At 44.9% G+C, this 19,782-nt stretch carries 18 protein-coding genes; 9 read left to right on the top strand and 9 right to left on the bottom strand.

Annotated elements, in window-relative coordinates; genetic code table 11:
* Window positions 1–182: 182 nt before the first annotated feature.
* Both SVI_RS03550 and SVI_RS03545 read right to left on the bottom strand, forming a co-directional pair.
* Window positions 183–890: an LrgB family protein gene (locus tag SVI_RS03550; RefSeq protein ID WP_013050035.1), complete on the bottom strand. Its 708-nt coding sequence runs from the start codon at window positions 888–890 to the stop codon at window positions 183–185.
* 3 nt (window positions 891–893) lie between these two features.
* Window positions 894–1,295 carry a CidA/LrgA family protein gene (locus tag SVI_RS03545; protein WP_013050034.1) on the bottom strand — a complete coding sequence of 134 codons (402 nt, stop codon included), beginning with the start codon at window positions 1,293–1,295 and terminating at the stop codon, window positions 894–896.
* 203 nt (window positions 1,296–1,498) lie between these two features.
* Here SVI_RS03545 and SVI_RS03540 point away from each other — a divergent pair, with 203 nt between their 5' ends.
* Window positions 1,499–2,386, top strand: coding sequence for a LysR substrate-binding domain-containing protein (locus tag SVI_RS03540; protein WP_013050033.1), 888 nt, complete (start codon window positions 1,499–1,501; stop codon window positions 2,384–2,386).
* A gap of 263 nt (window positions 2,387–2,649) precedes the next feature.
* Here the strand turns inward: SVI_RS03540 and SVI_RS03535 are convergent, their stop codons facing one another.
* Both SVI_RS03535 and SVI_RS03530 read right to left on the bottom strand, forming a co-directional pair.
* Complete coding sequence (locus tag SVI_RS03535; RefSeq protein ID WP_041419642.1) at window positions 2,650–3,276, bottom strand: peptidylprolyl isomerase; 627 nt, start codon at window positions 3,274–3,276, stop codon at window positions 2,650–2,652.
* Between the two features lie 179 nt (window positions 3,277–3,455).
* Complete coding sequence (locus SVI_RS03530; RefSeq protein ID WP_013050030.1) at window positions 3,456–4,409, bottom strand: DUF808 domain-containing protein; 954 nt, start codon at window positions 4,407–4,409, stop codon at window positions 3,456–3,458.
* A 437-nt stretch (window positions 4,410–4,846) separates the two neighbouring features.
* On the opposite strand from SVI_RS03530, the gene rpiA reads away from it, so the two are divergent.
* Together rpiA and SVI_RS03520 are read left to right on the top strand one after the other, a co-directional pair.
* Window positions 4,847–5,503, top strand: a complete 657-nt coding sequence (rpiA, locus tag SVI_RS03525; protein WP_013050029.1) for a ribose-5-phosphate isomerase RpiA — start codon at window positions 4,847–4,849, stop codon at window positions 5,501–5,503.
* A 987-nt stretch (window positions 5,504–6,490) separates the two neighbouring features.
* Window positions 6,491–6,733 (top strand): hypothetical protein, encoded by a 243-nt coding sequence (locus SVI_RS03520; RefSeq protein ID WP_157608653.1) that lies wholly within the window; start codon window positions 6,491–6,493, stop codon window positions 6,731–6,733.
* A 481-nt stretch (window positions 6,734–7,214) separates the two neighbouring features.
* On the opposite strand, the gene SVI_RS03515 is transcribed toward SVI_RS03520, so the two are convergent.
* A complete protein-coding gene (locus SVI_RS03515; protein ID WP_013050025.1) occupies window positions 7,215–7,547 on the bottom strand; it encodes a PBPRA1643 family SWIM/SEC-C metal-binding motif protein in 333 nt (110 codons plus the stop codon).
* A 344-nt stretch (window positions 7,548–7,891) separates the two neighbouring features.
* On the opposite strand from SVI_RS03515, the gene SVI_RS03510 reads away from it, so the two are divergent.
* Window positions 7,892–8,200, top strand: a complete 309-nt coding sequence (locus tag SVI_RS03510) for a hypothetical protein (RefSeq protein ID WP_231847771.1) — start codon at window positions 7,892–7,894, stop codon at window positions 8,198–8,200.
* Between the two features lie 420 nt (window positions 8,201–8,620).
* Here SVI_RS03510 and SVI_RS03505 read toward each other — a convergent pair whose 3' ends face one another.
* The gene (locus SVI_RS03505; RefSeq protein WP_041419641.1) at window positions 8,621–10,978 is read right to left on the bottom strand and encodes a winged helix-turn-helix domain-containing protein; all 2,358 of its coding nucleotides are present in this window, start codon (window positions 10,976–10,978) and stop codon (window positions 8,621–8,623) included.
* Between the two features lie 240 nt (window positions 10,979–11,218).
* On the opposite strand from SVI_RS03505, the gene SVI_RS03500 reads away from it, so the two are divergent.
* Genes SVI_RS03500 through SVI_RS03490 form a run of 3 tightly spaced genes read left to right on the top strand, consistent with a single transcriptional unit; the run spans window position 11,219 to window position 13,517 of the window.
* Entirely contained in the window at window positions 11,219–11,899 is a 681-nt protein-coding gene (locus SVI_RS03500) for a cytochrome c biogenesis protein CcdA (RefSeq protein ID WP_157608652.1), read from the top strand.
* Window positions 11,900–11,921: 22 nt separating this feature from the next.
* Entirely contained in the window at window positions 11,922–12,482 is a 561-nt protein-coding gene (locus SVI_RS20645; protein WP_013050021.1) for a TlpA family protein disulfide reductase, read from the top strand.
* A gap of 12 nt (window positions 12,483–12,494) precedes the next feature.
* Window positions 12,495–13,517, top strand: coding sequence for a peroxiredoxin family protein (locus tag SVI_RS03490; RefSeq protein ID WP_041419640.1), 1,023 nt, complete (start codon window positions 12,495–12,497; stop codon window positions 13,515–13,517).
* Window positions 13,518–14,154: 637 nt separating this feature from the next.
* On the opposite strand, the gene SVI_RS03485 is transcribed toward SVI_RS03490, so the two are convergent.
* Window positions 14,155–15,132 carry a transposase gene (locus SVI_RS03485; RefSeq protein ID WP_013050019.1) on the bottom strand — a complete coding sequence of 326 codons (978 nt, stop codon included), beginning with the start codon at window positions 15,130–15,132 and terminating at the stop codon, window positions 14,155–14,157.
* Window positions 15,133–15,290: 158 nt separating this feature from the next.
* Between SVI_RS03485 and SVI_RS03480 the strand changes: the two genes are divergently transcribed.
* The gene (locus tag SVI_RS03480; protein WP_013050018.1) at window positions 15,291–15,659 is read left to right on the top strand and encodes a hypothetical protein; all 369 of its coding nucleotides are present in this window, start codon (window positions 15,291–15,293) and stop codon (window positions 15,657–15,659) included.
* Window positions 15,660–15,750: 91 nt separating this feature from the next.
* The gene (locus SVI_RS03475; protein WP_041419639.1) at window positions 15,751–16,170 is read left to right on the top strand and encodes a hypothetical protein; all 420 of its coding nucleotides are present in this window, start codon (window positions 15,751–15,753) and stop codon (window positions 16,168–16,170) included.
* Window positions 16,171–16,755: 585 nt separating this feature from the next.
* On the opposite strand, the gene recJ is transcribed toward SVI_RS03475, so the two are convergent.
* Both recJ and dsbC read right to left on the bottom strand, forming a co-directional pair.
* A complete protein-coding gene (recJ, locus tag SVI_RS03470; protein ID WP_013050016.1) occupies window positions 16,756–18,480 on the bottom strand; it encodes a single-stranded-DNA-specific exonuclease RecJ in 1,725 nt (574 codons plus the stop codon).
* Window positions 18,481–18,745: 265 nt separating this feature from the next.
* A complete protein-coding gene (gene dsbC, locus SVI_RS03465; RefSeq protein WP_041419638.1) occupies window positions 18,746–19,483 on the bottom strand; it encodes a bifunctional protein-disulfide isomerase/oxidoreductase DsbC in 738 nt (245 codons plus the stop codon).
* Window positions 19,484–19,782: the final 299 nt, after the last annotated feature.

Genomic DNA, 19,782 nt, shown 5'->3' with positions numbered 1-19,782 from the left:
TTTTATACTAAAATCAGATCTGATGCTTCAAAATAAATAGAAAATTAGCACCTAATCTCTATTTATTTTATTTATCACTTCAAAGTCATGGTTTTTTGAGGCCCTGGAGGCGCAATCCCCTGAAAATGAACTCGGCATAGCAGCTAATCGCCAGCTTGCATGGTCAGCATAAGTGCCTTTTTTTAAACAAGGAATAGGCTAAATAATGGCGCCATAATGACCATAGCAATACCAGTAAAGATCATAGTAAGGCTGGCAACCACTCCTTCCTCCTCGCCGATTTCTGACGCTTTGGCAGCGCCAACACCGTGAGCCGATGCTCCTAGCGCAGCGCCCTTTCCTAGAGATGTGTTAATCTTTGCCATCCTAAATATCGGCTCGCAAATTAACATGCCTAATACTCCGGTAAGCAAAACCAACATGGCTGTTAGCTCAGGTAAGCCGCCAAAACTCGATGTTGCCTCCATGGCGAAAGGGGTAGAAACGAAACGGACCAAGACACTTTGAGATAACTCAGGTGGTAGTGAGACTAACTTAGACAGGCCCCAAGACGAGAGCAAGCCGAGGAAGAGTCCGACTAACACACCTATAGAGAGTGTGAGTGGATATTTAGCAATTAAATGCCGCTCACGATAGATGGGCACAGCGAAGGCGATGACCGCAGGCGTCAACATCAAGGTCAACAGCTGACTAAATTGAAAATAGCTAGTCAGGGGAATATCCAGCAATAACACCAGAGAAACAATCCCAAGAGGTGCCAACATGATGGGCGACAACCACCAAAATTTATATTTATCATAGGCATATTTGGCGCCGAAATAACACGCTAGTGTCATGACTAAACTGAAAACGCCTACTAAGGCCGCACCTGTATCTTCGAAAATAGGCATCATTTAACCTTCCATCTCTCTTATCTGCTGGGCCTGAACACGCTGATGGTTCATTCTACGCTCGAAACGAAATACACGATCGACCACAAATCCTGTCCCTACCAACACAAATACCGTCCCTAGCACTAGCACGACTACCAGCTGTACACCGAAATTTTCAAATAAGCTTTGATATTTAATCACTGAGACTACTGGAGGGATAAAAAACAGCAGCAACTCGCCGATCAACCAGGCCGAACCTAAGCTAACCCCAGGTTCAGGAAGCGTCTTAGTGAGTAAGAGTACCAGGACGATAGCCAGACCTATGACACTGCCTGGGATAGGCAGATTAAAATATTGCTCGACTTGTACGCAGATAACCGCCAACAGACAAAACAGACTCACCTGTGCCAAGGTCTGTAGCATAACTCTGTGTTTGCCATTACTCTTGGTGGCTAAGGGAATATTAGCCCTAGTGAGATTGGAATTAGTATCACTCTGCTTGGTGACTCTAGAAACTGACATAGTTTGGATAAACTCATTTAAAAGCTGTAGAACAAGTTTAAACTTGCACTATGAATAAAAAAAATGAATATTAATTATAATATACATTCCCATAGGTTATACAAATGGATCTACGCGTCATTCGTTATCTAATTGAGATAGTCGACTCCGGCGGCTTCGCCAGAGCCTCAGAGAAGGTACACATTACTCAACCAGCACTATCAAAGGCTATTCAGCAATTAGAGCATGAACTAGATGTCACCCTACTCGAACGCGGTAAGCGAGGCACTAGGGTCAAGCTAACCTCAGCCGGTGAACTGGTATATCGCCATGGACAAACCTTACTGGCCAACAAACAAACCTTACTCAATGAGCTCTCGGCCCAACGTGGGCTAACCTTGGGGCAGTTAAAACTCGGTTTGGCTCCACTGGGCAGCGCCGAGCTCTTCGCTCCGGTGATCGCAAAATACCGAGATACATATCCTAAGATAGACATGGAGTTATTAGTCCGAGGTTCTGTTGAACTAAAAGAGGCCTTGATTAAAGGAGAGATAGAGCTAGCCACTGGCATAATAGCGCTGGACAAAGAGTTCGAAGGCATCTTGGTACGTGATGAGCCTATGGTCGTCATCTTGCCTAAGCATCACGTTTTAGCCAATGAGAAGTCCCTGAGACTCGAACAGATCTCCCTCGAGCCACAGATCATGTTCGAATCCGGCTTCTCGCTACATCGCATGGTGTTAGAAAGCTGTGAGCAAGCAGGTTTCACACCGAAAAATGTCACCAAAATTAGTCAGGCAGAATTTGGCATAGCCTTAGTCGCCGCAGGTGCGGGCAACTTGTTACTGCCTAAGATGATCGCCCAGCGTCACAGGGTAGCAGGGATTGTTTCAGTGCCACTTATCGGCTCAGACTTGAGGTGGAAGATGTCACTGTTTTGGCGCAAGGAACAAGTGCTCTCCTTTGCAGCGAAAGCCATGATTGAGATGATAAAACAAACAAGCCCAGCGTAAACTGGGCTTGATGGCTTGATGGAAAAAGTTTATGTCGCGGGGCAAGCCATCTCAGAAATACTATTAATCACAATATCTTGCAGAGGTTTACTGTTTATTGATATCGACAATATCAATTTAGTCGACAACAGCAAGTACTCACCTTTGCAGCGAAAGCCATACTTGAGACGCTAAAACAAACAAGCCCAGCGTAAACTGGGCTTGATAGCTTGGTGGCTTGGTGGCTTGATAACTTGATAACTTGATAACTTGATAAAAAAAGCTTATGTCGCGGGGCAAGCCATCTCAGAAATACTATTAATGAGGATATTTTCGACTGGAATACTGTTATTGGTATCGACAATATCAATCTGGTCGACGATATTCATTCCAGTAATCACCTTACCGAATACGGCATAACCCACACCATCAGAGGCGTGCTCTTGATCTAAATTAACATTGTCTACGGTATTGATATAAAACTGCGAAGTGGCCGAATTAGCGGCGCTACTTCTTGCCATGGCTAAGGTGCCGCGCAAGTTACTAATCCCCACACTCGCTTCATTCTGAATGGGACCTCTAGTCTCTTTCTGCACAAGATCCGGTGTAAAACCACCACCTTGCACGACAAACTGATGCACTACACGATGAAATATCAAGCCATCATAGAAACCAGAATCCACATACTGTTTAAAGTTCTCACCTGTAATAGGCGTATTCGTGGTGTCGATAGCTAAGCTTATCTCCCCCATGCTAGTGCTCATCAAATAACAATAATTTTGAACTAAGTCAGGGGCTGGCGCCGGAGGTGGCGTAGGAGTGCTGCCCGAGTCATCTGAACCACCGCCACATGCGGCTAACACGGAAACTAATACTAAACTTGAGGCTAAACCTACTGCTATTTTGTTCATCTATATCCCTATCTTCTTACCGACTCATTGGTATTTTAATTAGTTGGTCGGACTATGTTTGCTTAAGACAGGTTAAACCTTACAAATATTTAACCTGCCGCACAATAGATGATACAAACTAAAACATTTAAACAACTAAAACTTAAGGTCTAGCTTTAGCTTTAGGTTTAGTTTTGGGTTTAGGTCGTGGCCGACTTTAGCTTTTGCCCCCAAGACATCAGCAACAAGGCTAGCGCGCCGACAAAAATACCGAACACAGTATTTAACAGGCTAGGGGTCAACATTGATAATACCGGTCCGACAAGGCTGAGCTGCTCAGCCTGAGCCGCTAAGGTTTCAATCTGGCTACCGACCCAATGTAAGCCATGGGTCAGAATTCCGCCCCCCACCATAAACATAGCGATAGTGCCGACTATGGTCAGTCCACGCATTAAATAGGGAGCCGATTTCACCAAGTTAAGCCCAAACTTGCGCCCGAAACGGGTGAAGACACCCTCTCCTTGCCTTCGACTCAGATAGAGACCGACATCGTCTAATCTGACAATCCCGGCCACTAAACCATAAACACAAATAGTCAGCACAAAGGCGACGATAGAAAGGGTAACAACTTGAGTCATAAAGCTACTCTCGGCGACTACGCCTAAGGTGATAGCAATGATTTCAGCCCCAAGGACGAAGTCGGTACGTATGGCGCCTTTCACTTTCTTGGCTTCGAATTCTTTGACATCGACAACTTGCGCTGGCTCATCATCCACTTCTTGAGCAAGAGTAACCCCACCTTGGGCTTTATTCTTTCTTTTCTCGTAGGAGTGATGCAGCTTCTCGAAGCCTTCGAAACAGAGAAACAGCCCGCCAAACATCAGCAGAGGCGTTATCAACCAAGGAATAAAGGCACTGATCAATAGGGCCGCAGGCACCAAAATACATTTATTACGCAATGACCCCATGGCCACAGCCCAGACTACCGGCAACTCCCTATCGGCACTGACTCCAGATACTTGTTGGGCATTGAGGGCGAGATCATCACCCAAGACTCCCACCGTCTTCTTAGCGGCAACTTTAGTCATCAAGGCCACATCATCCAAGATGGCGGTAATATCGTCCAATAGCATTAACAGGCTAGCTCCAGCCATAAATTTCCCTTCTCATTCCTTAATCCTGCAAACCCGTTGCAGATTTCATACATGCTTGTTTAAGCAGCAATACGCAATGCTTAAACCAAACCTAAATTCCAAGGACGTAAAGTTACTCTTTGGCTGTGACTTTTACCACCAGCAAGAGATTAACTTGTCTAAATGTGTGAACCAAGAAGCTATAAGTCTCGAGACAAGCTTAGAAAGCTAGCAGGATATGAAGAAGCTTTAAAGTTGGAGGGCCTACAAACTTATGGTCTGTCATTTACAACTGATAACACTTGAAGTGGTCAACTATCATTTCAATAAAGTACCCGGTTCTTGCTTAAATCTATCCCTGAATCAGATAAAAATTCAAGCTTCAGCAAATCGAGCATTTTGACGTGGCTCGGGTATAATACCAGCAGATATTTTAAAACTCCTTACAGGAAACGACCATGACACAAGATGAGATGAAGAAAGCCGCTGGCTGGGCTGCACTAGAATACGTTGAAAAAGACAGTATTGTTGGTGTAGGCACTGGCTCTACCGTTAATCACTTTATCGATGCTCTCGCGACCATGAAGGCAGATATCGAAGGGGCAGTATCTAGCTCAGCAGCGTCTACCGAAAAGATGAAAGCTCTGGGTATTCCGGTCTACGATCTCAATTCAGTCAACGAGCTTTCTGTCTATGTCGATGGTGCCGATGAAATCAACGAGCGCATGGACATGATCAAGGGCGGCGGCGCCGCTCTGACCCGTGAGAAGATCATCGCAGCCGTAGCCGACAAGTTTATCTGTATCGTAGATAACACTAAGCAGGTGGATATTTTAGGCGACTTCCCACTGCCAGTAGAAGTGATCCCTATGGCTCGCTCATATGTGGCACGCCAACTGGTCAAGCTAGGCGGCGATCCGGTTTACCGCGAAGGCTGCCTCACAGACAACGGCAACATCATCTTAGATGTGTACAACATGAAGATCATGAAGCCAAAAGAGCTCGAAGAGCAGATCAATCAAATCGTCGGCGTAGTGACTAACGGTTTGTTTGCTAACCGCGGAGCGGATGTTTTGTTAGTTGGTACACCAGAAGGGGTTAAAACGGTTAAGTAGACCGTTTTATTGCTCTTTTTGCTGGTAGTTTAATTGGTAGTTTACTGCTAGTTTGCTAGGTTCTATATCCTAGGTTAAAAACTCTAGCCAGCTTGTACCATGAAGCCACTCTTTAACGGGTGGCTTTTTTGTGTCTTCATTTTGGGTAGTACTGTTTGTTACTTGGTCGATAGTTGAAAGTCGTATCTTCATTGTTATCTATCGCTTGCTGCGGGCTTATGTGCAGAGACTTCTGTGACACTGCGAGTACGTCCTTGTAAGTTCGGCCGTGACATCCATGTCACGGACGGTCACAGCCGCACCTACACTTTGTTGATCTACAAGAAAATTAACCTTATTCGCTCCGACCCTTTGTTCTACTTTTATTAGTACTGTTTGTTACTTGGTCGATAGTTGAAAGTCGTACCTTCATTGTTACCTATCGCCTTCCCGGCGAGGAATGTGCGCTCTTTATTTTAAGAAGGTTCTGCGAGACGCTGGCTCTTGATTTCATAAGAGTCATCCCTATACGCTCTGCGGTTTCAAATAACGTCCATGTTTAAATGCCAGTTCGATATCCCTATCTCTCGTTCGGAAAGTTTCACTAAGTGAAACCTCACCCTGAAATCTAAGTTCGCAGCGGCATCTACACTAGTTATTCAAAAGAAGGTTATTTATTTGACCTTACCTGTTCATTTTATTTTGGTCGTTACTTTCCGTCATTCCGGCAGATCTTTTGAGCCGGAATCCAGTGTCCTTTGCTGTTTGAATGTGTCATTGAAAGTCATAACTTCATTGTTATCTATCACCTGCGGTGGGTACCCTGCAGGAACAAAGATAGGACAGCCACATCTTTTGCTATGTCCAAGCGCAGCAGTAATAAATGTGAGCGGACTTCCCTACTCTTCTCTAGACAATAGCTACAGATAAGAACAAATTAGCTTAGTGTTGGTTAATTGGCACGGAGCCAAGAGCAGTTTAAACGCAAGACTCAGTTCGGTGGCTACCTTGGCCGATCCGATTAAACGGACTTATACGGTTGAATTTATCATCGAGCAGGTCACGAATGCATTGCCAGGAAAAGCGGTCAGCTTTAATAACATTAAGAATATGAGTTATTGCGTACCCTATGCGGCACTCATTGGCGAGGATGCTGATAAAAGTGTCTATGTCATAAAAGAGGGCATCGTCCTTGAAAAGGCGGTAACGCTTGAGTCGCTGTGCAGTAACAGCGTTTGCTTGAGTGGCTAACTGCACACGGGGGATGCCATTGTGACCGCAGGTGTGCATTACCTTAAGCCCTAGCAAATGGTTGCCAACACCTTAGTTAAAGCATTTAGCGATTAGGAGTTATGATGAATTTAGCTGAATTTGCGATTAAACAGCGTCTATTTGTGCTGTTCTTTAGTGTGGTTGTGACGCTTTACCCTGGAGCATCTGCGAAACAGAACGAGCAGCAGTGACCGATAAAATAGAGACCAAGTTGCAAGAGATGGGCTCTATGTGGAAGCTGCGTTCTTTGTCTCGGCCTGGTAGTTCGATGATTTTTATCGATCTCAAAGAATCGAGCAACTTTTAAATCCATTGACGATATCAAAGCACTGAGTATCCAAGGCGGGTTCGGTGGTAACAGTACGGGATGGCTTCGACTCGGTGATATTGCAGATGTCAGTTTAGGTTATCAAACGCCTGCGATGACATTAAGTCGATTCACGGAAAAAATAGCATCTTGTTAGCCGCAACATTTTTTATATTTTTTACCACTGCCACATAAACAAGGATCATTACGGTTCGGGGTTTTGTCGAACCTAGTGGTAGTTGGCTTGTTTATAACCGCGTTAAGATCATTGATATTTTCATCAATAGCAGTATCTACAGTAATCTCGGCAAATAATCCATTATCAGCAACTAACGCCGCTACCTCTTTTTTTCTCTCATCACTGTTAACCACTAGCGATAATGGCTGCTTTTCTGTACCAAGCTTAACAATACGCTTAGTATTATAACCACTTATTACATGATTTTCTCTGGTGTAGATACGCCCTTTGTAATACAGATCGTGCACGATGAACTCCGCTAATTAAATACTAGATTTTAGCGCGGAAGTATAACGTAAAACGTTAAATAGTCGACTGTTGAATTAAGAAGCCCAAATAGTGCCACCCATTGTTAATGGGTAACATACCGAGTCCCCTTGTTCAGAGTAGAAGTGCGTCACTCATTTTTAGTTATTGGTTTAAGGTGATTATACCCCGTCCCAGAAGAACACAAGTCAAAGCCGCGATTAACAACTAATGCATCACTTCCTCAACCAAGAGTGTTATTGACGCTGGAATACTACAGGGGTAAAATTATGGTCTTCTAATTTTGAGGTTAACCATGCGATTCAAGCAAATCATAAGCGTTGAAATGGCTAGTACCACCGATATATTGTCAGTATCATTTGGTAAGGAAATTGAAGTCGTCAGCAATGATGGTTCCAGAGTGGCTGACTACTGGCAGGAAGTCGCTTATCTAGTATTGCTCGATGGTAAAGCCGTGGATGATGGTCATACAAGATCTAATGCCAATGAAGTAGCGAAAAAATGGCAAATAGACGATGATTTGCGATTAACAGGACTTGGCACGCACTCAAATAAGCGTTACTGGCAATTACCTATTAAGCTGCAGCGACAGATTAGACAATTTGGCAGTGTGCCACCTTCACTCGCGCCTTAAGAAGGTTAAAGGATCGCACCTCAGTTTCTCTCAAGATACTCAAGAACATATAGTTGAAAGCCCAGATATCTCACGGTATTTGGGCTTTTTCGTTTGAGCCTAAATAGTGCCACCCATTGTTAAAGAAAGAAATAGAGCCACCCATTGTTAATCAATAAAATACCGAGTCTATAGCAGGTTATCAATGTTCTACTTGGCGATAACATCCCTCAAGCAGGGCTATGCATTATTCGAAGTTAACAAAGTGTTGGCAGTTTTAGAGTTCATAACGGTCATCTCGAGTTATATTGTGTGCAACTAAATAATGCCACATTGCGATGCAGAGACCCAGGGATCATCTCAGCAGCCATATATTTTGTCTTTTCTGCTATCCCCCTACTAGGCTTAAAAGTACCTCGGCGGCCCTATTTTTTAAAATATCTAGTGCGCCCAATCCGACTCACAATATACCAAGTGTGCTTTGGGCTCGATTTGCAGTTGTGTCAATAGACCTTGCTTCGAGTTTTGATAATCGAGCAATCGCTTTGTGTCTTCGCTCTGCCATAAACTGGGGTGTTGCTGTTTAAAACGGCTTAACGTGGCAATGGCTTGATCAACTTGATTGTTCTCAAAATAGGCGCGGGCTAAAAAGCTGGCTTGTAAGCGGGTGGTTCTCTTGTCATCACTCATGGCGATCACCGCTGAGTAGTCCTGGCGTTCTAAATGGATGCGCATAATGGAATAGCTGCTATAACCAAAACTGGTTTCCATATTGAGTTCTTTGTTTAATGCTTTTGCTTCGCTTAATACCTTCAGTGCTTGATCATAATTACCCAGATCAGTATGTGCCCAGCCGAGAAAAACTAGAGCGCTGGCGTGGTAGTAGGGAGTTGATTGGATTTTGATGAAGTCTTCTAGCAATACAATGGCTCGTTCCAGCTTGGTCGCTTGGGTTGGGTGGCCGCCAAGGGCCGTTTGATCTAGACCTTGGTCAAGCATAGCAAAAGCGATATAAAAGTCGCTCATATTGAGCAAGGGCTTGGAGCCTAGCGCAGTAGCAATTTGTTTCGCTTCATTAAAGTAGTTCAGGGCTTTCATCCCCTCGTGCAATTGCATTTGGTAAAAGCCTGTGTAGATTAAGGCTTGGGCCAATTCGAACGGTTGTTGCAGTTTTCGATAAAGGCTTAGGGCTTGCTTCAGTGCATTTGCGCGCGTGGGTAAGTCGAAGCTGTAGTTTTGCGCTATGGCGAGTTGGCTGGCCGCTATCAGAGGTTGGTTGTTGAGTTGCTGGTAAAAATTCAGGGCTTTTTGCAACCGCGCTTGGTTGAGTAATAAATCATTTTGAGGGTTTTTCTCTAGCCCTGCATTACTCGGGTTACCTAGATAAAACAGTTTGTCGGCTTCTATGCTTAGGTCGTGACTGACGGAAAACACTTGCTTGGCTTTTGTCATCCATTCCTTGTGTATTTCCCATTCCATCGCACTCCAGGCGATATTGGCTTGAAGTCGATAGTTTTGTGCCATTTGTTTTGGATCTATGGTTTGTTCGGCTTTTACGGTTGCCTCATCAACTAGCCCTTGTAGTTGCTCGTCACCACGTCGGTATGCCAGCTCGGCTAACCAGTAAGCTATGAAGGCATCTAGGCTGCTATCGGCTTGTCGTTGTGCAGAAGTGATTCCATCGAAGAGTTTTTCTGCTTGTTTCCACTGGCCTAATGCGTAACGGCTACGCGCTAACCATGCTTGGGTCCATGGGCTGTCTTCCTGAATAGTGAGAGAGGCCTGGAAGTATTTTTGCGCGCTAACTGCACCTTCTTCTTGCAGTGCTTGCATCCCTTGAGCGAGGGCTTGGGCAGCGATGGGGTCGTCAGCGGGTCTTGTTGTTTGGCGCACATGTCCCGGCCTTAATAAATATAACACTTGTTGGCTAATAGATTGTGCGGCGGCGGGCAGTGATGGATAGCTGATGCTGCCTTGTTGATTGCGACCGTCGGCGTGAATGAGTTTGAAATCTAAGACCTGTTGCTCATTGTGCAGGCGCACACTGGCAAATAGGGCGCTATCGATGTTTTGGTCGCGCAACAAACTGCGGATGTGTATGGGTAAGGTTGGCCATTCTAGCTCAGCGTTCAGTAGTAAAGTATTAGCGAGTGCTGGCGGGATTATCTTAAGTTGATTGCTGCGCTGTAGGTCTATGGAAAGCATGTCGGATAGGCCGAGTTCTAGCCAGGCCATCGTTGAGTCGTTGGTGGCGTTGATAAAGGGCAGTACTAATAAACTGTTTGAGCCCATGGCTTTATATGCATCTCTGCGTTTTTCTTCTGAGCCTGTATTCGACCATAGATTGCCTAGGCCTAACCAGCTGCCTAAACCGATAACGAGTATGAGGGCTATTAAAGGCATTGCGAATCGGCTGGCTGTGCTACTCATTATTTCTGCGGGTTTCTTTGCTACTGCTTTTTCTACGACTGAATCTTCTTGCTGCTCAACTTCCTTTAACGGGCAAATCCATTGGTAACCGCGTTGTGGGTAGGTCTTGATGTAGCTGGGTTGCTTGGCGCTATCGTTTAAGGCTAAGCGCAGTTCACGAATGCTTTGGGTCAGGGAATTTTCGCGGTAGTCGCCGTGTTGCCATAACGTTTCTAGCAGCTCCTCTTTACTAACAATCCTATCTCGATGCTCAATCAAATATTGCAGTAAGCCAGCCACCTTATGTCTCAAGGCTTGCTCTGGTTTTTCGCTATGAGTGAGCACGCCACTTTGGCTATCGAAAGAATGTTGATCGAACTGAAAGGACATGTATGGGCAATCCACTATTAAATAACCTAGTGATTTTACGTCTTGTAAGGGCTATAGGGCAAGTTGATTATTTTAATACTCATTATGCAAACTGTTGATATTTAAGGGTAAATAAATACATCACTTTTGTTTGATATCGATTTGATATCGATATCACTGCATTTTGATAAATGCTTTTGTGAAATTGGGTATAACTCAGTCATCAAGTTTCACCCAAGTACTAGGAGGCGGATGACGAATATGGAATCTTTTATACAGGCTTCTCTTTTTGAGCAGCAATTTTCACTTTGGGCTATCGCGGCGGTTTTTGCTGCGGGACTACTGACAAGTTTAACCCCCTGCGTTTACCCCATGTTGCCGATCACCGTTTCTGTCGTCGGTAGCCAAGCGAGTGGGCGAACTCAGAGCATTTTGTATTCCTTACTCTATGTTTTTGGCTTGGCTTTAGTCTATGCGGCGCTGGGTATTTTAGCGGCGAGTAGCGGTGTGCTGTTCGGCTCGGTGGCATCTCACCCTGTGACACTCTTGCTGGTTGCGGGTTTCTGTTTACTGATGGCGGCTTGGATGTTGGGTTGGCTGCGTTTGCCTGCGGGTTTGATGGCCCCTGAGTTTAAGTCTAAATCGGCGCCTTTTAATGTGTTCTTTGCAGGAGGCCTTTCTGGCTTGGTGATGGCGCCTTGCACATCACCGGTACTGGGCATGTTACTGATGTATGTGGCTGGAGAAGGGAATCGTCTTTGGGCTGCACTGCTGATGTTTGTTTTTGCCTTTGGTATGAGTGCTTTATTAATCGTCGCGGGGAGTTTTAGTAGTGCGTTATCTGCGTTGCCACGCTCAGGCCCTTGGCTGAATGCTATTAAATGGGTGTTCGCGGTCTTGATGGCTAGAGCGGCTGTTTATCTGATAATTCAAGTTTTTTAACGTTCAAAAGAAGAGGAATCTCATGATGAGAATATTGAATAAAACACCTATTGGAAGCGGTCGTAGATTGCGTCTGGCGGTGTCGTTTTTACTTTTAGGTGCTGCGATGCAGGTGGGAGCAGCCTCACTAACGGTGGGAGATAAAGCACCAAATTTTGAAGTGACCACCTTAGCGGGAGAGACCTTTAAACTCTCTGATTACAAGGGTAAAAAGCCAGTATATTTAAAGTTTTGGGCAACCTGGTGCAGTTACTGCAAAGTGGAGATGCCACACTTACAATCGATTTACAATAAATACGGCGATGATGTGGAAGTATTGGCGGTGAATGTGGGTATCAATGATTCGGTTGCGAATATCCAGCAGTTTTTTAATCGTGGTGGTTTTAACTTACCGACCGTAATTGATCGACAAGGTGATTTAACCAGCCGCTATGGCATTGTCGGTACGCCACATCATGTGCTGATTGATAAAGAGGGAGAGATTGCTTACCGCACGTTTTTGGCCACGGATACCTTAGATGAGATGGTTGAAGAGTGGGCAGAAGAGAAACAAATATTAAACAGACGTCCTTGGAAGCGATAGGTAGTGATGATAATGAAAAATCTGAGTATGAATAAAAGTGCGGCGCGTACTAAAGCCTATTTAGCATTAGCATTGATCTTGCTAGCGGTGTTTTTTCGTGCTGAGGCAGGAGAAAGCCCAGTACTACTCTTGGAGAATATAAAAACCTTTGATGGCCAATCATTGGTGTTGCAAGACAGTAAATTGACCCATTTAATCTTTCAGGATATCTGGAGCAGTTATGAAGGCCAGGGCGAAGAAGCGCGAATAGCAGCTTTACCTAAAGCCTTTGTGAAGAATAGCCAGCAAGTTTGGGTTCAGCCGGAAATTAATGTGACAGAATCTCAGTTAGCTGAATTTCAGCGCTATTATCCTCAAGTGAAGCCTTTAGTGCTGGATCGCGGTTATCGTTTGATGCGTTCTCAGGGGGGCTGGTCTCTACCCTTGCATGTGATTTTAAAAGATGGAAAGAAAGTGTTTTCTGGTAGCGGAGAGGAGTTCGACGCGCTCGCATCAAAGCATTTTTCGACTCAGGTAGCGTTGAACCAATGGCTGCAATTAAGGACAGATGATTTACCTTCTATGCTTGTTACTGGGGCAGAAAAATCAAAGTCCGTTTCGTTTACGATTAATGAGGCTGCTAAGCCAGGTTATCACAAACCGGAAAAAGGGGATCGGGCACCAGTATTTATCGCAAAAACTATGGCGGGCAATACCGTTAGTTTACTGGGGCTTTCCAACAATAAACCTTTGAGTTTGGTCTTTTTGGATTCACTTTGTCCTATGCCTCACTTTCCCGGCTGTGAAGCCCAGATTGAACAGTTGAGTCATCTAGTTACCAAGGATGATTCTCGCGAGTGGTTAGGCGTTGTGAGTTCTTTTTATGTCGATGAAAAAATTGTGCAGCAGTTTCGCGATAAGTTTCAGCTGAAGCTGCCTCTAATATTTGATACCGATAATCAGATTTACCAGTCTTATGGGGTGCATGCTTCGCCCTATCAGATAGATATTAGTCGTGATGGCAATATTCGTTCACGTGGTTCTGAGGTTCATTGAGTTATTACCGGCCTATTTAATGCTTCTATTGATTAGATGATAGAAGCATTAATTTGTTCAGTATCTGAGAAACTAAAATAGTAAAAAAAAATCAAAAATAGTGCCACCCATAAATAGAAATAGAGCCACCCATTGTTAATCAATAAAATACCAAGTCTATAGCAGGTTATCAATGTTCTACTTGGCGATAAAATCCCTCAAGCAAGCCGATACATGATTCGAAAATAGAAGTAGAAATAGTGCCACCCATTGTTAATCAAAAAATAGAAATAGAGCCACCCATTGTTAATCAATAAAATACCAAGTCTATAGCAGGTTATCAATGTTCTACTTGGCGATAAAATCCCTCAAGCAAGCCGATACATGATTCGAAAATAGAAGTAGAAATAGTGCCACCCATTGTTAATCAAAAAATAAGAAATAGAGCCACCCATAGGTAATCAATGACATACCGAGTCTATAGCAGGTTATCAATGTTCTACTTGGCGATAAAATCCCTCAAGCAAGCCGATACATGATTCGAAGCTAAGAAAGTATTGGGTATGGGTATTTAAGGGCGAAAATGATGAAATTCAAACAGCAGGTTTTGACTCGATTTATAATGAGCTTGCTTTAGCAGAAGGACAGATTGAAACGCTTAGCCAGCTTGAAAATACTGGCAGTCTTGAGAAAAGTGCCGTCGTTGTTTACCCAAATGTTCACAGTAACTCGTCAGCTCTTGTAATGTCCCCACAGGACCATGAAATAACTTACCAAAATCAGCAGTTATTCTTAACCAATTCTCACAAGGAATATTTAACCTTGCCAGAATTTTTTCAGCATTGGCTGATATGGCACCTCGCTTGTCATCTCGAATCATTCGGCCTGTTTCATCAACTAATTCAAGGTAGTCTTTCAGTGTGAAATTTATCCCTTTAGGTTGATTTAAGCGCTCATTACCAATAAAAGAGAGGAGTTTGGCAGGTTGCTTACCATTGAGTGCAGCTTGGATTCTAAGTTGAATACTGGTGTAATCTGATTGCTCTGGCTTATCAGCCATTTTTGCTCGGATAGGATTGAGGTCTACGTAAGTCATGCAGGCAAGTACAGCTGCTTCATCTAATAATGCTTGGCTTTTAAAGCGTCCCTCCCAAAAACGGCCCGTACACTTATCTTCTTTGTTTGCCATACGGGCAATGGGTTCATTAAGCGACCTCATAAACCAACTAATATCACTTAATCGACTTCGATATAGAGCAATAGAATGCTTTAATCTGTTAACTTCAAAGCTTTCTATCACTTCACCTTTAGCAAATTTTTGAGTGACTTCAGTTCCCAAAAATATTTGATGCCAGTGCTCAACGACTTCTTTGTCACTCCAACGATTAGACTCATAAATATCAACACTAAGAACTACATGTAGATGATTAGTCATCACTGCATAGGCTGCAACATCTATAGCAAAAACACCCGCCAATTTCAGTAATAGAGATTCAACCCAGCCACGCCTATAGTCATAGTTTTTACCAGTAAGTTCATCATCACCAAAAAGGAAGGCTCTTCTGGTTACCCTACTACAGCAATGGTACATTGGCGTGTCTTCAATACTGATTTGAGTTCTTCTTGGACGCGGCATAACAACCTCTCACTTAAGCTCTTCATTAAAGTTTAGTAAGAGGCATTAAGATATGCCATTAAATGTGGGTGGCACTGTTCAGAGTGCTAATCTCAATCTAATAGAGAGCTCAAATTAATAGATGATCTAATCCGTTAACTTTAAGGGAAGTTCTGGGAATGAATATATTGTTAGTGGTGGCAGGCACCTTGAGTGCACTTGCAGCCTTGGCGCATGTGGGCTGTATCTATTTTGGTGCCTCTTGGTATCGCTTCTTTGGTGCCGGCGAGCAGATGGCAGTATTGGCGGAGCAAGGCAGTCTGAAGCCGACAATTATCACCTCAGGAATTGTCATAGTCCAGTCTATCTGGTCACTCTATGGTTTTGCTGCAGCTGGGCTTATCCCTAAGCTGCCACTCATTCGCACGGCTCTAATTATTATCACATCAATTTATCTGCTCCGCGGTGTGGCTGGCTTCTTTTTCATCAGTCATCCAATTGGCCGCAGTCCTGAGTTTTGGTTCTGGAGCTCAGCCATCTGCCTGTGACTCGGCCTACTCCACCTCATCGGCCTAAAACAGCAATGGGCGAGTTTGTAAGGCGTAACTAGTAATATCTAAAGGGAATTAACTTAATAAAATGGCATTTAAAAGAATACAGAAACAGACTCATCAGGTTTTCGATGACAAGATTGAGGTGAGCTATGATCGCTTCACCACACGCTTTAAGATCACATCAAATGGAGAGCTAGCGTACTCAAAACTCCTGCTATTTTGGCCCATACATAAGGCAAAGCTGACACTTCCAGCTAATCAACAAAGCCAGGGGGTACAGCAAGCCCAGCAATACGACTTACGTATTTTCTGGTTCATTATCTGGTCCGCCAAACTCTCTTCACACCAAGCTTCATCAAAGCAAGATTCATCGAAAAAGTCAGATATTAGCAATCAAGTAGTCATCCCGGAATTACTCGAATTAAGACGTAGAAAAACCATAGGTGTTCTCATCTACTCCAGCTGCATGGGCCTACTCAGACTCATACTCAAACTAGCTTCTTAGTCACGAGGAAACGAGGCAGCGAGGAAACGAGGAAACGAGGCAGCGAGGAAACGAGGAAACGAGGCAGCGAGGAAACGAGGAAACGAGGCAGCGAGGCAGCGAGGAAACGAGGAAACGAGGCAGCGAGGAAACGAGGAAACGAGGCAGCGAGGAAACGAGGAAACGAGGCAGCGAGGAAACGAGGAAACGAGGAAACGAGGCAGCGAGGAAACGAGGAAACGAGGCAGCGAGGCAGCGAGGCAGCGAGGCAGCGAGCTTACACAGGCTTCTATATCCTTAGACAAATCCTATCACTGCCGCAGACTACAACTATTCCCCGTTGGAAGTTGCTGAAATATGCAGCTTGAAATTGCGTGAAACTCACATAGATGTGAGTTTAGCTTTCGGGGGGCTTGGATGCCCCATCGGAAGCGTTAGTGAATTTGAAGTGGAATATGAGGATCACAACTTCGCCGGGGCGTCATGGTGGATGTAAGGAGGATGAGGACGAACAGTCCTCCTTACCCGGGTGTGGGTTGGAAAGCCACGACATTAGTTGTTAGACGAAGTCTGACAATAAAAACCGTGTATCCCTACACCAGCAAACTACATTGGCTCTATCTGCTCTACCATCAGCTGCACCGTCTGATTACCTCTAAACTCGTTCACGTCGAGTTTATAAACCACTTGAGCATGCTCTATGGTGGCATCGGGCCAGGTCTTAAGATCGATATTAAAGGCGATGGCATCTAACATGGTTTGACCGCATTCGGTTTCCAGTACCAGTTTAAGGTGCTTCTCACCGACAATACGCTGTTGGATAACTTTAAAGTGCCCATCGAACAGAGGTTCAGGGAACTCTTGGCCCCAGGGACCGGCATTTCTAAGCTCAGAAGCGACAGTTAAGTTCATATCTGCAGCGGACAAGTCCCCGTCAGTCACGAACTCACCTGTAAGCTGCTCAGGCTTTAATAACTCGCGCACGGCGAGATCGAATGCCTGCTCGAAGGTCTCGAAGTCTTTGCCTCTCAAAGAGAGTCCCGCAGCCATGGCATGACCACCAAACTTGAGTATCATTCCAGGGTGACGGCTATTGATAAGTTCTAGAAGGTCGCGCATATGCAGGCCCTTTATCGAACGCGCCGAGCCCTTTATCTCACCTTCTCCCGCATCGGCAAATGCAATTACAGGCCTGTGATATCTGTCCTTGATTCTGGAAGCCAAAATACCGATAACCCCCTGATGCCAGTCTTCCTGAAAAAGGGCTATGCCCCAGGGTAGACTCGCTTCATTGAGCTCGACAGACTCCAGACTCTTCAGCGCTTCTTGCTGCATATCGGCTTCGAGATCCCGTCTTTCGGCATTTAAGCCATCGAGCTCGGCCGCCATGCGTCTGGCACTCATCATGTCATCACAAAGCAAGGTCTCGACCCCAAGGGCCATCTCATCGAGGCGTCCCGCAGCGTTGAGCCTTGGGCCTACTGCGAAACCGAAATCTGCAGCGACTATTTTAGCCGGATTACGTTTGGCGACTTCTAATAAGGCTGTGATCCCGGCGCGGCAACGACCTGCCCTCACCCTCTTTAATCCCGCTTCCACTAAAATTCTATTATTACCGTCGAGGGCCACCACATCAGCAACTGTGCCCAGGGCGACGATATCGAGGAGATGCGCTAAGTTAGGTTCGCTAATACCTTGCTCTTGATACCAATTGCGCTGTCTAAGCTCAGCTCGCAATGCCGACATCAGATAGAAAGCCACTCCGACACCAGCAATAGATTTACTGGCGAAGCCACAATCCACTTGATTGGGATTCACTATGGCGTCGGCATCTGGAATCGTCTTACCTGGCAAGTGATGATCGGTTATCACCACTTGCATGCCCAGCGCCTTAGCAGCGGCAACACCTTCGATTGAGGAGATGCCGTTATCTACCGTGATCAGCAGCTCTGCACCCTTACTATGAGCAACAGCGACAATCTCCGGGCTCAAGCCATAACCGAAATCGAAGCGATTAGGGATCAGGTAATCAATTTTGCTCGCGCCCATCATCTTGAGTGCCAACAAGCACACACAGGTCGAGGTCGCACCATCGGCATCGAAATCACCCATGATCAAAATTGAGCGATTATCTCGGATCCCATCGGCGATAATCTTCGAGGCTATATCCAAGCCTTTCATGGTATTAGGGCGTAGTAGGCGTGACAGAGTCAGATCGCATTCCTCGGCAGTAGTACCACGGCTGGCATAGATCTGCTTTAACAGAGGAGAGAAGGAATCTGGCAGATGAGTGTCATCAACCTTAGAACGTCGGACTATCTTATGGATCACGAATTACTGCCTTATAGCTTAAGTTGAACACCGAGAAATCAAACGACTGCTAGCATATCAAACCGCGGCTCAGATAACACTGCAAACAAATCGATTGAGACCATGGCAATAAACCGATTGAGCCATGAACTTAGGCTAGCGATCAAAGGTAAATTCACAAGGAAAGCCAAAGGAAGCTTCATTCTTATAAATATGCCATCAGGTATGCTAGGCATAAAAAAAGCCAGCGTTATTAGCTGGCTTTTAGATCTCTTAGGAAGAAGATTTAGTTAATGGCTTCTAGGGCGCGCAATAACTCTTTAGGTGGTTGATAACCAGGGATCATGCTGCCATCTTCAAGGATAATAGCCGGCGTACCATTGATTCCAAAGCTCTGGCCCAGATTATACTGCTCGGCAATTTTCGCGTCACACTGCTTATGTTTAACGCTCTTACCCGCCTTGGCTTCCGTCATAGCTTTCAGAGGATCTGCTGCACACCAAACCGCTTCCATCTCATCTGCGTTGGCAGAAGGTACGCCGCGACGTGGGAATGCCAGATAACGTATGGTTATGCCTAAATCGTTGTACTCGGCCATCTGGTTATGCAATTTACGACAGTAACCACAGCTGATATCGGTGAAGATGGTAACAACATGCTTCTCGTTCTTGGCCTTATACACCAACATATGGTCTTCAAGGGGTTTCATCATCTCGATACGAGGTCCAGCCATGGCGGCCTCGGTCAGATTTTTCATACCATTATCTAGATCGTACAAGCTACCATGGAGTAGTTTAGTGCCATCTTTAGAGATATATAGCACGCCACGATCCGTAAGAGCCTCATATAAACCTGGGATAGGTGACTGACTCAGTGAGTGAACTTCAACATTGAGTGCATCACTCAACTTCTGTTTCAGCTTAGCGCTGTTGGCTATAGTGTCGCTTGTGGTATTCGATGTGGCCATAGCGAAAGGCGCTAATACCATTGCAAGTACCAAAGAAAATATGCGGGTAAACTTCATTATATATCCTGTTCTTTGTCTGGGTCTGGTGCGGTTATCTAGAACTTCAGTTCAGTAGACCCTGTTTAGACCAGAAAAGTTACAGTTTCAACAGGATTAAAGCAAATAATAACTGTAACTAAATGGGTAATCTTCAAGATCTCTAGCTAGTGCACAGCTAGAGCACCTATTTAGTGCCTATTGAGTGAGGCTCACCATGTCACTGACGGAGTCTGGATTTATCCCCTCGCATGAAGCTCCTTGTGGATCTTTGGGGTCCAGTCTTTGGGTTCAGAGTAAGACTTGCTTCTGACAACTAA

It is taken from the genome of Shewanella violacea DSS12, assembly GCF_000091325.1.
Lineage (GTDB): Bacteria > Pseudomonadota > Gammaproteobacteria > Enterobacterales > Shewanellaceae > Shewanella > Shewanella violacea.
The sequence above is the reverse complement of the archived record's forward strand: the minus strand, read 5'-3'. Positions and strand labels throughout refer to the sequence as shown.

Bases quoted from the DNA above. Each gene is read 5' to 3' on its own strand.
- SVI_RS03550 (WP_013050035.1), bottom strand. From the start codon at position 890: ATGCCTATTTTCGAAGATACAGGTGCGGCCTTAGTAGGCGTTTTCAGT.
- SVI_RS03545 (WP_013050034.1), bottom strand. From the start codon at position 1,295: ATGCTACAGACCTTGGCACAGGTGAGTCTGTTTTGTCTGTTGGCGGTT.
- SVI_RS03540 (WP_013050033.1), top strand. From the start codon at position 1,499: ATGGATCTACGCGTCATTCGTTATCTAATTGAGATAGTCGACTCCGGC.
- SVI_RS03535 (WP_041419642.1), bottom strand. From the start codon at position 3,276: ATGAACAAAATAGCAGTAGGTTTAGCCTCAAGTTTAGTATTAGTTTCC.
- SVI_RS03530 (WP_013050030.1), bottom strand. From the start codon at position 4,409: ATGGCTGGAGCTAGCCTGTTAATGCTATTGGACGATATTACCGCCATC.
- rpiA (WP_013050029.1), top strand. From the start codon at position 4,847: ATGACACAAGATGAGATGAAGAAAGCCGCTGGCTGGGCTGCACTAGAA.
- SVI_RS03510 (WP_231847771.1), top strand. From the start codon at position 7,892: ATGGCTAGTACCACCGATATATTGTCAGTATCATTTGGTAAGGAAATT.
- SVI_RS03505 (WP_041419641.1), bottom strand. From the start codon at position 10,978: ATGTCCTTTCAGTTCGATCAACATTCTTTCGATAGCCAAAGTGGCGTG.
- SVI_RS03500 (WP_157608652.1), top strand. From the start codon at position 11,219: ATGGAATCTTTTATACAGGCTTCTCTTTTTGAGCAGCAATTTTCACTT.
- SVI_RS20645 (WP_013050021.1), top strand. From the start codon at position 11,922: ATGATGAGAATATTGAATAAAACACCTATTGGAAGCGGTCGTAGATTG.
- SVI_RS03490 (WP_041419640.1), top strand. From the start codon at position 12,495: ATGAAAAATCTGAGTATGAATAAAAGTGCGGCGCGTACTAAAGCCTAT.
- SVI_RS03485 (WP_013050019.1), bottom strand. From the start codon at position 15,132: ATGCCGCGTCCAAGAAGAACTCAAATCAGTATTGAAGACACGCCAATG.
- SVI_RS03480 (WP_013050018.1), top strand. From the start codon at position 15,291: ATGAATATATTGTTAGTGGTGGCAGGCACCTTGAGTGCACTTGCAGCC.
- SVI_RS03475 (WP_041419639.1), top strand. From the start codon at position 15,751: ATGGCATTTAAAAGAATACAGAAACAGACTCATCAGGTTTTCGATGAC.
- dsbC (WP_041419638.1), bottom strand. From the start codon at position 19,483: ATGAAGTTTACCCGCATATTTTCTTTGGTACTTGCAATGGTATTAGCG.